This window comes from Telluria sp. LT2P80 (assembly GCF_059685955.1).
Window position 1 is genome coordinate 343979 of record NZ_JCASIO010000004.1, and the last position, 13505, is coordinate 357483.

At 59.1% G+C, this 13505-nt stretch carries 7 protein-coding genes and 1 tRNA gene; 6 read left to right on the plus strand and 2 right to left on the minus strand.

The genetic code is table 11. From position 1 onward, the window contains the following. The first annotated feature begins 482 nt into the window (after positions 1 to 482). On the plus strand, positions 483 to 2567 hold the full coding sequence (locus tag AC56LW_RS13335) for a M13 family metallopeptidase (RefSeq protein ID WP_499634944.1): 2085 nt from the start codon (positions 483 to 485) through the stop codon (positions 2565 to 2567). A gap of 76 nt (positions 2568 to 2643) precedes the next feature. After that, positions 2644 to 4710 (plus strand): M13 family metallopeptidase, encoded by a 2067-nt coding sequence (locus AC56LW_RS13340; protein ID WP_499634945.1) that lies wholly within the window; start codon positions 2644 to 2646, stop codon positions 4708 to 4710. An 83-nt stretch (positions 4711 to 4793) separates the two neighbouring features. On the opposite strand, the gene AC56LW_RS13345 is transcribed toward AC56LW_RS13340, so the two are convergent. Both AC56LW_RS13345 and AC56LW_RS13350 read right to left on the minus strand, forming a co-directional pair. Then, positions 4794 to 6461 (minus strand): hypothetical protein, encoded by a 1668-nt coding sequence (locus AC56LW_RS13345; protein WP_499634948.1) that lies wholly within the window; start codon positions 6459 to 6461, stop codon positions 4794 to 4796. A 286-nt stretch (positions 6462 to 6747) separates the two neighbouring features. Next, the gene (locus AC56LW_RS13350; protein WP_499634951.1) at positions 6748 to 7671 is read right to left on the minus strand and encodes a c-type cytochrome; all 924 of its coding nucleotides are present in this window, start codon (positions 7669 to 7671) and stop codon (positions 6748 to 6750) included. A 177-nt stretch (positions 7672 to 7848) separates the two neighbouring features. Here AC56LW_RS13350 and AC56LW_RS13355 point away from each other — a divergent pair. The 4 genes from AC56LW_RS13355 (at position 7849) to prsK (ending at position 13502) form a co-directional block, all read left to right on the plus strand. Further along, a tRNA-Arg gene (locus AC56LW_RS13355) sits at positions 7849 to 7924 on the plus strand. A 317-nt stretch (positions 7925 to 8241) separates the two neighbouring features. Further along, complete coding sequence (locus AC56LW_RS13360; protein ID WP_499634954.1) at positions 8242 to 9339, plus strand: acyltransferase family protein; 1098 nt, start codon at positions 8242 to 8244, stop codon at positions 9337 to 9339. 589 nt (positions 9340 to 9928) lie between these two features. Further along, the gene (locus tag AC56LW_RS13365; protein WP_332531824.1) at positions 9929 to 11332 is read left to right on the plus strand and encodes a TIGR03013 family XrtA/PEP-CTERM system glycosyltransferase; all 1404 of its coding nucleotides are present in this window, start codon (positions 9929 to 9931) and stop codon (positions 11330 to 11332) included. 97 nt (positions 11333 to 11429) lie between these two features. Continuing rightward, positions 11430 to 13502 carry an XrtA/PEP-CTERM system histidine kinase PrsK gene (gene prsK, locus AC56LW_RS13370; RefSeq protein WP_499634958.1) on the plus strand — a complete coding sequence of 691 codons (2073 nt, stop codon included), beginning with the start codon at positions 11430 to 11432 and terminating at the stop codon, positions 13500 to 13502. Positions 13503 to 13505: the final 3 nt, after the last annotated feature.

Sequence of the window (13505 nt, forward strand, 5' to 3'; positions counted from 1 at the left end):
GCTGTGGTATGCCTGAGGTTGCGCAAGCGGAGTATAAACCGGTTCGCAGGCTGTTGTTGGCAGTCCCCTGGTCCCCGCCATATCGCATATCGTTATCCAAATACGGAACATCGAATGAATTGGCACGAATAACGATTTGTTACACGCCGTTAGCGAGGGTAAGCAAATGTAAGATTGGCGCCCGGTACAACAGTGCGCACCTATAGTCGTGACTAGTTTTTCTCTCTCTCCACTCTTGAAGTGGTCTTGTCCCGCGGCTTTACTGCCGCGGGATTTTTTTTGCCTGTGTCATCCTGTTGTCACCTTCCAACACATGCATACGCGAGATTCACCCGCCTGCGTGTATCGAAAAGTAAAAAAATCATCACGGCCAGCGCCGTTGCAAGTCCACCCGCTAGAATGTTCTTTTGCCGGCACGCAGCAGGCGCGACCGGTCAGACGTTGTTTATCCCTGCGAACACTTAGCAACCAAGGACTTACCCGTGAAGCGACTTCTCCTGAGTACCCTGACTCTGTCCCTGGCGGCAGCCTTTGCCGCACCGGCGATCGCCGCCGACGCCGCGCCTGCGGCCGCTGCAGCGCCGGCCACTGCCACCGCACCGGCCGGCGTCATCTCCGGCATCGACACCCAGTACATCGACAACAGCGTGCGTCCGCAGGACGACTTCTTCACACACCTGAACGGCAAGTGGCTGAAAGAGACCGAGATCCCGGGTGACCGCTCGAGCTGGGGCACCTTCATGAAGCTGCGCGAAGACACCACGCCGCAACTGCTGGCGATCATCGAGGCGGCGCAGAAGGACACCGGCGCCAAGGCAGGCACCGAAGCGAAGAAGATCGGCGACCTGTACGCCAGCTTCATGGATGACGCGCGCCGCGAAGCGCTCGGCTACAAGCCGCTGACGGGCGAGCTGTCGCGCATCCGCGCGCTCAAGGACAAGAAAGGCATTCCGGCGCTGGCCGCTCACCTGGGCAAGATCGGCGTGGCCAGCCCGTACGGCATCTACGTCGGCCAGGACATGCGCGAGTCGACCCGCCACGCAACCTACCTCAGCCAGAGCGGCCTGGGCATGCCCGACCGTGACTACTACCTGAAGGCAGATGACGCCAAGCTGGCCGAGATTCGCGCCAAGTACCAGGTGCACGTCGAGAAGATGCTGGCGCTGGCCGGCGAAAAGAACGCCGCCGCGCAGGCCAAGGCGATCGTCGACTTCGAGACGGATCTGGCCAAGGTCCAGTGGACCAAGGTCGAGAACCGCGATCCGGTCAAGCGCTACAACAAGATGACGGTGGCCGAACTCGCCAAGCTGGCGCCGGGCTACGACTGGAAGGGCGCACTGGCCGCCGCCGGTGTGGGCAACAAGATCGATACCATCATCGTCAACCAGCCAAGCTACTTCACGGGCTTCGATGCGCTGCTGGCCAAGACCGACCTGGCCACGCTCAAGTCGTACTTTGAATGGCAGCTGCTGCGTGAATACGCGCCGTACCTGTCGAAGGCGTTCGTCGACGAGAACTTCGCGTTCTACGGCACCGCGCTGACCGGCGTGGCCGAGCAACGTCCGAGCTGGAAGCGCGGCGTGTCGACCGTCGAAGGCACGCTGGGCGAGGCACTGGGCAAGCTGTACGTGGCCGAGCATTTCCCGGCCGAGCGCAAGGCGCGCATGGAACAACTCGTGAAGAACCTGATCATCGCCTACGGCCAGTCGATCGACAACCTGGAGTGGATGAGCCCGGCGACCAAGAAGGAAGCACGCGCCAAGCTGGCCAAGTTCACGCCGAAGATCGGCTACCCGGACAAGTGGCGCGATTACTCGCGCCTGACGATCAAGCGCGATGACCTGGTGGGCAATGCGATGCGTGCGTCGACCTTCGCCTACAACTACAACATCGACAAGCTCGGCAAGCCGATCGACCATACCGAGTGGGGCATGACGCCGCAGACGGTCAACGCCTACTACCGCAGCACGATGAACGAGATCGTGTTCCCGGCCGCGATCCTGCAGCCGCCATTCTTCGACATGCGCGCCGACGACGCGGTCAACTACGGCGCCATCGGCGCCGTGATCGGTCACGAAATCGGCCACGGTTTCGACGACAAGGGCAGCCAGTCCGATGGCGACGGCAATCTGCGCGACTGGTGGACGGCCGAAGACCGCGCCGCCTTCAAGGCCCGCACCGACAAGCTGGTCAAGCAGTTCAACGGCTACGCGCCGCTGCCGGGCTACAACGTGAACGGCGAACTGACGCTGGGCGAGAACATCGGCGACAACGCCGGCCTGTCGATCGGCTACAAGGCCTATAAATTGTCGCTGGCCGGCAAGCCGGCGCCGGTGATCGATGGCCTGACGGGTGACCAGCGCTTCTTCATGGGCTTTGGCCAGGTGTGGCGCTCGAAGATGCGTGAAGCGCAGCAGATCAATCAGGTGAAGACCGATCCGCACTCGCCGGGCCAGTTCCGCGCCAACGGCACCGTGTCGAACATGCCTGAGTTCTACGAGGCGTTCAACGTGAAACCGGGCGACAAGATGTACCTGCCGCCTGAAGACCGGGTCATCATCTGGTAAGGTTCCATGACAAGGGGCCGGCGTCACGAGCGCCGGCCTTTTGCATTGCACTCACAAACTAACAAAGAGAGATAACATGCAACGAAAACTGATCAGCGCAGCAGCGCTGGTATTGACCACGTCGTTCATCGCGCCAATGGCGCTGGCCCAGGCCACCGCCGCTACCGCTACTGCGCCGGCCGGTGCATCGTCCGGCATTGCGACGCAGTACATCGAACCGTCCGTGCGCGCCCAGGACGACTTCTTCGAACACCTCAACGGCAAGTGGCTCAAGAGCGTCGAGATCCCGGCCGACAAGTCGACCTGGGGCGCGTTCCACCAGCTGCGCGATGACACGCTGCCGCAACTGCGCGCGATCATCGAGCGCACCGCCGCTGACAAGAACGCTGCTGCCGGCAGCGAAGCGCGCAAGATCGGCGACTTCTACGCCAGCTACATGGACGAAGCGCGCCTCGAGCAGCTGGGCGCCACGCCACTCAAGGGCGAGATGAACAAGATCGCCGCGATCAAGAGCAAGGCCGAACTGCCGGCGCTGTTCGCCAACCTGAATCGTGCCGGCGTGACCGTGCCGTTCACGTTCTTCATCCACCAGGATGCCAAGGATTCGACCAAGTACGTCGCCGACCTGTACCAGTCAGGCCTGGGCATGCCCGACCGCGACTATTACCTGAAGCAGGACGACGCCAAGCTGGCGGACGTGCGCGCCAAGTACCAGGTGCACGTCGAGAAGATGCTGGCGCTGGCCGGCAGCAAGACCGCCGCCGCTGACGCGAAAGCCATCCTCGACCTGGAAACCCGACTGGCCAAGGTGCAGTGGACCAAGGTCGAGAACCGTGATCCGATCAAGACCTATAACAAGGTCGAGTTCAGCAAGCTGGCCGCAATGGCGCCGGGCTACGACTGGAACACGTGGCTGAAAGCCTCGGGCCTGCAAGGCAAGGCGACGTATCTGATCGTCAGCCAGCCGACCTACCTGAAAGGGTTTACCGACGTCCTGAACAGCGTGCCGCTGGCGACCTGGAAAGCGTATCTGCAATTCCAGACCGTGAACAGCTACGCGAACTACCTGTCGAAAGCCTTCGTTGACCAGCGCTTCTCTTTCAACGGCACCACGCTGGCCGGCATTCCTGAACTGGAACCACGCTGGAAGCGCGGCGTCTCGACGCTGGAAGGCAGCCTGGGCGATGCCGTGGGCAAGCTGTACGTGAAAGACCATTTCCCGGCCGAGCGCAAGGCGCGCATGGAAGTGCTGGTCAACAACCTGCTGGCGGCCTACAAGGATTCGATCGACACGCTCGATTGGATGAGCCCGGCGACCAAGAAGGAAGCGCAAACCAAGCTGGCCAAGTTCACGCCGAAGATCGGTTACCCGAACAAGTGGAAGGAATACACGGCGCTGACCGTCAAGCGCGATGACCTGGTGGGCAACGTGATGCGCTCGCGCGACGTCGAATACAACCGCGAACTGAACAAACTGGGCAAACCGATCGACCGCGACGAGTGGGGCATGACGCCGCAAACCGTCAACGCCTACTACAACCCGGAACTGAACGAAATCGTGTTCCCGGCCGCGATCCTGCAGCCGCCGTTCTTCGATGCGAAGGCCGACGACGCAGTCAACTACGGCGGCATTGGCGCCGTGATCGGCCACGAAATCAGCCACGGCTTCGATGACCAGGGTTCGCAGTACGACGGCGACGGCAACATGCGCAACTGGTGGACCGAAGAAGACGGCAAGCGTTTCGGCGAAAAGACCAAGGCCCTGATCGCTCAGTACGCCGCGTTCAGCCCGCTCGAAGGCTATAACGTGAATGGTGAACTGACGCTCGGCGAAAACATCGGCGACAACTCGGGACTGGCGATTGCCTACAAGGCCTACAAGATCTCGCTCAAGGGCAAGCCAGCGCCCGTGATCGACGGTCTCACCGGCGACCAGCGCTTCTATATGGGTTGGGGCCAGGTGTGGCGCACGAAGATGCGCGAGCCGGCGCAGATCGCGCAGATCAAGACCGACCCGCACTCGCCGGCGCAATACCGCGCCAATGGCACGCTGAAGAACCAGCCTGGTTTCTACGAGGCGTTCAAGGTCAAGGCTGGTGACAAGATGTACCTGGCGCCGAAGGATCGCGTGATTATCTGGTAAGCCTGCAGCGCAATACACTGCTTGCATAGAACAAGGGCCGCTTTCGCGGCCCTTGTTGTTAGTATTGCCTGTTGGCTACGCGATCAGCGCGCCTGGCTCGAATAGCTGCACGATTTGACGGTGTTTTTGATTGGATCGCCGAACACGGCATTGGTGCAGGCGGTACGCGTCGTGAACGTCTTGGTGGCATAGGCGCCGGGCACGCCGTAGCGCACATCCCGGGTGCCAGTGAACGAGCAGGTACCCTTTTCGGCAGCGCATGCGGTCCAGGTCACGGGCGTGGTCGGCGCCGGGGTTGGCGCGCTCGACGCGGTACCCGCATAGCTGCAGGTCTTGACCGTGCCTGTGATCGGATCACCGAACACGGCGTTCGAGCACTGGACATTGTTGGTAAACACCTTGACGACCCAGGAATTGCCCGCGCCATAACGTACTTCACGCGTGCCGCTGAAACCACACGTGGCGTTCTCGTTGGCGCAGTTGGTCCAGGTGGACGGCGTCGGGGTAGGCGTTGGCGTCGGCGTCGGCGTCGGCGTTGGCGTTGGCGTTGGCGTCGGTGCCGGGGTACCGCCCGAAGTCAGCGCCGCATAGGCGCCGATATCGCGCGCGTTTGCAGCAGCGCGGGTCTCGCCCGATGCCACGTGCTTGTACTGGGCAACTGGCGTCAGGGACACGCCGGATGCGGACACGCCCGGCGTCGAACCGGCATTAATCACCAGCACGTTCGCGGTCGGATGCAGATCGAACAGCACGCGATTAATGAAGCCGGGTACGAGTGAACGGAAGTTGGTCCGGTCGATGGCAGTGCTCTGGTTGGTCATGGCGCCGGTGCCGCCGAAAATATTGTTTTGCAGCAGAACCGGCGTGGTCACACTACCGCCCACAAGCACGAAGGTGCCGCGTCCACTGTCGTCGTTCAGGAACGTGTTGTTGACCACATACAGATCCTTGCCAGGATTGCTCGCGCCTTCACTGCCATAGGCCAGCAAAGCGGGGTTATTGTGACTGGCCGGTTGGTGGATCACGTTACCGATGACATACGAGGTACCGGCGTTTGGCAGGTCGATCTCGTAGCTCGGTTTGCCGGTGCTACTCGAGAAGCGGTTGTAATTGATCGTGTTGACGTTGGCGCGCGACTTGAGGTTATGACCGCCATTGGCATCGTGCGAATAGTTGTAGCGGAACGTCAGACTGCCGACGTGACCGATATAGACATTGTGGGTGTAACCGTCGCCCCGGCCGTTGGAACCGAACTCGGTGTTCTCGATCACGATACTGCTGTTGGCATTGGCGCCGGTCAGGATGCCGTTTTCGTTATCGTGCAAATACGACGAACGCAGGGTGAAGTTGGTGCCTTCAATGCGCAGTGCAGCGCCGTTGCGGTCCGGAACCGAAGCACCGGCCATTTCGACGTTTTCCACCGTGATGTTGCTACCCTTAATAACCCACGTACCCTTGCCTTGGGCATTTCTGCCTTGGGCATTAATGGTTGGACGACCATTGACGCCGCGAATGGTCAGGTTGCTAGCACTGATGGCGCAGACATCCCCGTTGTAGGATTTGCCGCCATCGATCTGGATGATATCGCCGGACTGCGCACGGGCAAAGGCAGCGCACGGGGCAGCGTAGGATTTTCCTGGTCCCACCGAGAGGGTGGCGGCGGAGGCGCTGCCAGCAGCAGCGAGCGAGATCAGGAAAATTGCCGATAGACGGCACGAGGCGGGCACGATGAATTGGGAATGGAGAGACATGGTGTATTAATCCTGTAAAGATTCCGTTGGGAATTAATTTCGACTGGAAGTTGTGCAGGATAAGGTATTTATTTGTCGAAACTTGTAAGCAATTGTTACTTTACTTTTCAATCAACATGTCACATATGATAAATATGGTGGTATTAAAGTAATGCAATTAGTTGTTCAATTAATATGCGTAGAGGGTTATGTTCTGCACGTACTCTGGCTAAGCTGGAGATAAAAATGACAGACAAAAAAAAGCGCCGATGCCGGCGCTTTGTTGTCTTGCCGTTCCCGGCAACAGTTATTTGACTGCAGCAGTCATGTAGTCGACGGCAGCCTTGACGTCGGCATCAGGGAGCGTGGAGCCACCTTTCGGCGGCATATAACCGGCCTTTCCCTGGAACCCCCTGATGGCGTGGTCGTACAAGACGGAGGCGCCCTGGCCGATACGTGTGCTCCACGCCGCTTTGTCGCCAAACTTGGGCGCGCCTGCGATACCGGCGCCATGGCACGCGATACATGCTGTTTCGTACGCCTTTTTGCCGGTATCGGCACTTACGACGGCTGGACCCGCAGCTGGCGCCGCTGCTGCCACAGGCGCTGCTGGTGCAGGCGCCGCTGCCGCCGTGGCGGCTGGCACTGCAGCGACCGGCGCACCAGCTGTCGCAGTGGCAGCATCACCGGCAACGGGTGCGGCTGCAGCAGCGGGTGCGGGTGTGGGCGCAACCGGTTCCTTGAAGCTGGCGCCACTCTTGTTGGTCATGTAGACGACGGCGCGCGCCACTTCGAGATCATCCAGATCGGGATTGCCGCCCTTGGCCGGCATGGCGCGGATCCCTTTGATCGCGTGCGTGACCAGCGTATCGTAACCCTGTGCCAGGCGGGCAGTCCAGGCAGCTGTGTCGCCCGTCTTGGGGGACCCGGCCATACCGCTGTCATGACAGGCGGCGCAGGTAGCCGTGTACACAGCGCCGCCTGCCAGCAGCACACGCGGCGTATTGGCATCGCGCAGTGTGAAACCTGCATCGGAAACGGGAAGGATACGTGCGGCAATTGCTTCGGCACTCTGAGCATTGCTGCCGGCGCCAGTGGTCGACGCGTTGGTAACGAAGGTGACCAGCAGGATGATGCCAAGGACAATTACCAGGAAGAATCCCGCGACAGCAATCACAAGCTGTTTGGGCGTACGAATCAGGGATTCGTGGTCGTGCTGTGCGTCGCTCATGATTTCCTTAATTCAATTAAAAAAACCGGCCACTGGGGCGCTGCGATCTAGTGGCTTTTTTGCAAGTGCCGTCGAGCATCTTATTATAGTGTAAACCTGTATTGATGCCAGGGTTTTTCGGGCGCTGCCCATGGACGTACTCGACGAAAGACTGTATCCTTCGCTACGCTTGCCAGTGCGGCTGTAGCTCAGTGGATAGAGTATTGGCCTCCGAAGCCAAGGGTCGCTGGTTCGATTCCAGCCAGCCGCACCAATTTCCGGCGTCATATCGATGTCATTTTTCGCTCTCTGGCGTCGTCTTGTAGCACCTGTCTCTTACTCCTCTCTTTGTAAGCTTTTTTCCCTGGTGATGTGCAGCACGATCACGCCACGTCCGTCCATTCCGCCCGTAGTTCCTCTTCCGTCACGCGTTCTTAGTTATCTTGTATAGATGACACAGCGCATAAATCACATTCAACACGCTCGTTCTCATTATACAATTCGCAATTGTATTTCTTTTGAGCACGCTGGCGTTGCCCTGAATGATTGCTTGCGTTACCTTGTCCGCTCTTTGCAAGACGCCCTGAATCCATGAAAGGCTTTTCCATGTCGATTGCCCCTGGCATTCGTGACCGTATCGCGTTACTGCGTCTGGTCATGATTTTTGGCGTCATCGTGCTCCATACCCCTGCCTATGTCCCAATGAACGCGGTGGGCACAGGCTGGTTCGATCTGGTCAAGGCGTTTTTCCAACTAGCGGTGTTTCGTGCATCCGTGCGGGTGCTGACGGTGATTTCAGGCTTCCTGTTGTTCAGTTCCAGAATTGACCTTGAACCGGCGCGCTGTTTCGCCAAGAAATCACGCACTATCCTGATCCCCTTCCTCTGTTTTAATTTGACGCTGCTGCCGTTCGCCCTCGGGGCCGAAATGTTTGCAGGAATGGAATTGTCCGCGAATCTGTGGCCATTCGACCCGATGCGCTGGCTCAACGCCGCCTTCGGCCTGACAGCTTCGCCCATTAACTATCCGCTCAATTTTCTTCGTGACCTGCTCGTGCTGATGATCCTTGCGCCACTTTTCGGGTGGTTACTACGCCACTACGCCTGGCCGGGATTCGTTCTCGTGTTAGTTGTCTTCATGGGAAATTTTGATGGGAACCTGCTGCTGCGCGATCTGATGGCGGTATCGTTTTACATCGGTGGATTGGCTGCTGTACGGAACTGGAACCTCAGTCTTCTCGATCGTTATGCTGGCATCTGCCTTATCGTCTTCCTGCTGGCCTGTGCCGCCATCGTGCACTTCCGAATCACAAACACTACGCACTTGCGCCTGGCAGCGCCACTTCTCATCTGGCCTGCAACCGTCTTGATCGCAGGTACATCGTTTGGATTATGGTTGGTACGCATGAGCAAGTACAGCTTCTTCCTGTTTTTGGCGCATGCACCGGTGCTGCTCATGACTTGGGTTCTGTACGGCCGCTATGGCAGCGCCATGCCGTATCCGGTGTACTGGGTATTAGCACCAATCTGTGTGACCGCCGTGTTGATCGCGGTATACAAACTGGCCATGGCGACGATGCCGCGAGTGTTTCGGGTCATGATCGGCGCTAGCATTCGATCGCGTCCACTCTCTGTGCCCGGAGTGCAACGGGGCGATGACGACGATCAGACCACGTCTGTCAATGTCTGACGAACATGTTTGATGGAGATCAACCTCAGCTCTAAAGCAATTGCGCACGATTACGTCCGTTGCGCGGCTTAATTACTAGTCAATGCTAAAATCTTGTGGATTTGTTGCGCTAAGGAATTAATTGATCCAATTGTGCACGTGCCACGTGACAAACAATGATATCAATTTAGCCATTTGTGTTGCACTAAGCTGACGTGTTGATGGAGCGTCGTTGAGTAACAAGGTGTTTCCATGCTATATTGAATGTTAAAGATATGTCAAAACAGTGAAGTGAAATCGATGTTGAAAGTGCATGATCTGGTGATGCTGGTTCTGTGCGCGGTGTAGATAGCTTGACTGGTATTCTCCCTCCCTAGCGTCGTCGCAGCGACCTGTGCCGATGTTGGGAATGACATGTAGGGTCTTGTTCGATTGAACGAACCAACTGCCAATGCTGTGCAATGCTGCGATTAATTAGTTCGAAAATACAACTCAATGCATCTCGTGACTGCCTGCATCGTCAACGGTAATAAGACGGTCATGCGGCACATGCAGAGCAAGCGCTTGGCCTCTGAGCAGGTAAGCGTCATAAACAATTCTGGGGAATAACATGTTTCGGATCTCTAACCACTACGTGTCGAAGATCGTTTTCGTCCTGCTATTTGTGGAAATATTGATCCTGTTAGGCGCTGCCTATGCAGGCGCAGCCATGCGTTTTCTCGACATTGGCGCACCGCTCACGAGCGACCAGTTTGATCACTTCCTGGCTTCGGCCGTCGCGTTTGCCGTGGCGGTCAGCTTCAGCATGAGCGCCATGGGCATGTACCAGCTCGATTTCGACGAGGGCTTGCGCCATCCGTTCTTCATGAAGCTGATGCCGGCGTTCCTGATGGGTTTCCTGATCCTGACGCTGGTGTTCTATGTGGCGCCCGACTTGTACTTTGGTCGTGGCATCCTGTTGCTGGGCTTTGGCCTTGCAGCGGCCGGGATCTTCGTCGCGCGCATCATTTTCTTCAAGACGTCTGAACTGCGCCTGATGCAGTCGCGCATCCTGTTCCTGGGCAATGGCGCTCTGGCCAAGGAATGCAGCGACCTGGCTGTTAACAAGAACAGCTACCACCGCTACAAGGTCGTCGGCTTCATTCCAGTGGGTAGCGATGACATGTGCGTGCCGGCCGCTGACGTGCTCAAGGTGCGCGAAGGCGACTCGCTCGTCAAGATGGCGACCCAATATGGCGCGCAGGAAATCGTCGTATCGGTGCAAAACAAGCGCGGCAGCTTCCCGATCAAGGAACTGCTCGATTGCAAGCTGCAAGGCGTGAAGGTCACCGATGCCGCCACGTTCTTCGAGCGCGAAACCTGCCAGATCCGGGTTGACTCGCTGCAGCCGAGCTGGTTGGTGTTCGGCGGTGGCTTTGACCAGAGTTTCATCCGCATCTTCATGAAGCGCGGGTTTGACCTGATCTGCAGCACCCTGATCATGGCCGTCACGTTCCCGATCATGCTCGGTGCGGCGCTGGCCGTGTGGCTGGAAGACCGCAATCCGGTGTTCTATTCGCAGGAGCGGGTCGGCAAGGATGGCAAGATTTTCCGTGTTCACAAGTTCCGCAGCATGCGCGCCGATGCCGAAAAAGGCGGCACGCCACAGTGGGCGGCCCAGAACGATCCGCGCGTGACGCGTGTCGGCAACTTCATGCGCAAGACCCGCATCGACGAGCTGCCGCAAATCCTGAACGTGTTCAAGGGCGACATGTCGTTCGTGGGCCCACGGCCGGAGCGCGCCTACTTCGTCCAGCAGCTGATCGAGGTGGTTCCATATTACAATGTCCGTCATAGCATCAAGCCAGGCATTACCGGTTGGGCCCAAGTGCGTTATGGCTATGGCTCATCGGCCGAGGACGCGTTGCAGAAATTGCAGTACGATCTCTACTACGTCAAGAACAACAGCCTGTTCCTGGATGTGCTCATCCTGATCAATACGCTCAAGGTCGTGCTGTTCCGTAGCGGACGCTGATCATCCCGGATCGGCTTGCGGTGTGGGCATCGCAGGTCAATGGCTTTAACGTTTCTATCCCGAATTTTTCAATGGTCGTTTTCATGGATGGCATACGTTGACCACCATTGCCGTCTATAGCTATAGCGTCTCCGCCATCGGTTTTTTATTGCTGATCGGCCTGCTGTTTACCATCTGGCGCGGCCGCACACAGGTGGCCGCCATTGCCATCGCGTGCGGGTTCACCGCGCTCTGGTCCGCGGCCCTGGCCGGGCAGGCTGCCACTGGCCACGAACTCTGGTCAGTCTGGACCGACACCCTCGAAATCCTGCGCAGCGCCGCCTGGTGCATCGTGCTGTTGCTCTTGCTGGGCAACTCACGCGACCCGGCCAGCCGCTGGCCGTTCAATCTGCGTACACCCATCTTCATCGGCGCGGTCTGTTATGGGATTTTGTTGCTGGTGACGGTGTTCGTGCGGACCGACCTGATGCTCAATCTGGACGGGGGCCTGCTGCCCAACGTCACGGCGCGCGTGTGCCAGGCAGTGCTCGGCATGCTGCTGGTCGAGCAGGTGTACCGCAACAAGACGATCCAGGAACGCTGGGCCATCAAGTTCGCCTGCCTCGGCATCGGCGCAATGTTTGCCTACGACTTCTACATGTACAGCCAGGCGCTGCTGTTCCACGACATGCACCCGGATACCTGGGCCGCGCGCGGCATCGTCAATGCGCTGGCCATGCCGCTGATCGGCACCGCCGTCAAGCGCAGCACGTCGCGCTCGAACGCACTGGTGGTGTCGCGCCGCGTCATGTTCCATTCGACTGCACTGTTCGGCTCGGCGATCTATCTGCTGGCCATGGGTTTCGCCGGCTACTACCTGCGCTATTTTGGCGGCAGCTGGGGCGGCGTGATGCAGGTCGCGTTCCTGTGCGGCGCCTTGCTGCTGCTGACCGGAACCCTGTTCTCGGGCACCTTCCGTGCCTGGCTCAAGGTCTTCATCAGCAAGCATTTCTACAGCTACGGCTACGATTACCGTGAAGAATGGATGCGCTTCACCCGCACCCTGTCGTCCGACAGCACGCACATCGGCGAGCGCGCGATCGAGGCGGTCGGTGCGCTGGTCGAAAGCCCGGGCGGTGTGTTGTGGCAGCGCCGCGACGGCGATGGCGGTCACTATCAACCGGTGGCGGGGTGGCAAGCCACCAGCACCGCGACCGAGCCGGCCGACTCGAATTTCTGTCACTTCCTGGAAACCACCCAATGGGTGATCGACCTGCGCGAATATGCGGCCCTGCCCGAAAAATACGGCGAGCTGGTCTTGCCAGCGTGGCTTGTCGCATTTCCACGCGGCTGGCTGGTGGTGCCCTTGATTCTGCACGGCAAGCTGTTCGGCTTCGTCGTGCTGCAAGACGCGCGCAGCGCCGTGTCCCTGAACTGGGAAGTGTTCGACCTGCTTGAAATTGCCGGCAGCCAGGCTGCCAGTTACCTGGCGCAGCAGGATGCTGCCAACGAGCTGATGGTGGCGCGCCAGTTCGAGTCGTTCAATCGCATGTCGACCTTTGTCGTGCACGACCTGAAAAACCTGGTGGCCCAGCTGTCGCTGATGAATGCGAACGCCGAGAAGCACCGTGACAATCCCGAATTCCAGCGCGATATGCTCGATACCGTGACGCACTCGGTCGACAAGATGAAAATGATGCTGCAAAAGCTCAGTCGCAACGATGCGCCGGAACGGCCGTTGCCACTGCGCGTCGAGAACGTCGTGCGCCAGGCGATTGCGCTCAAGAGCGCATTCGAGCCGCATCCGGTGCTGGACGTGATTGATGGCGGCCTCCTGGTACTGGCCGACGGCGAACGCCTCGAGCGCGTGCTGGGCCACCTGATCCAGAACGCCATCGAAGCCACGCCGCGCAACGGCCGTGTCAGCGTCTCGATTGCCCGAACGGGCGGGCAGGTCACGGTGACCGTGGCCGATACCGGCGCCGGCATGAGCGAGGAATTCATCCGCGAGCGGCTGTTCAAGCCCTTCGAATCGACCAAGCCGGCCGGCATGGGCATCGGCGTGTTCGAAAGCCGGGAATACATCCACGAATTGGGCGGGGCGCTGGCGTTGAGCAGCGTACCCGCACAGGGAAGCACATTTACCGTCACGTTGCCGCTGTACCGCGAGGCTGGCGAGCGCGCTGCGTGATGA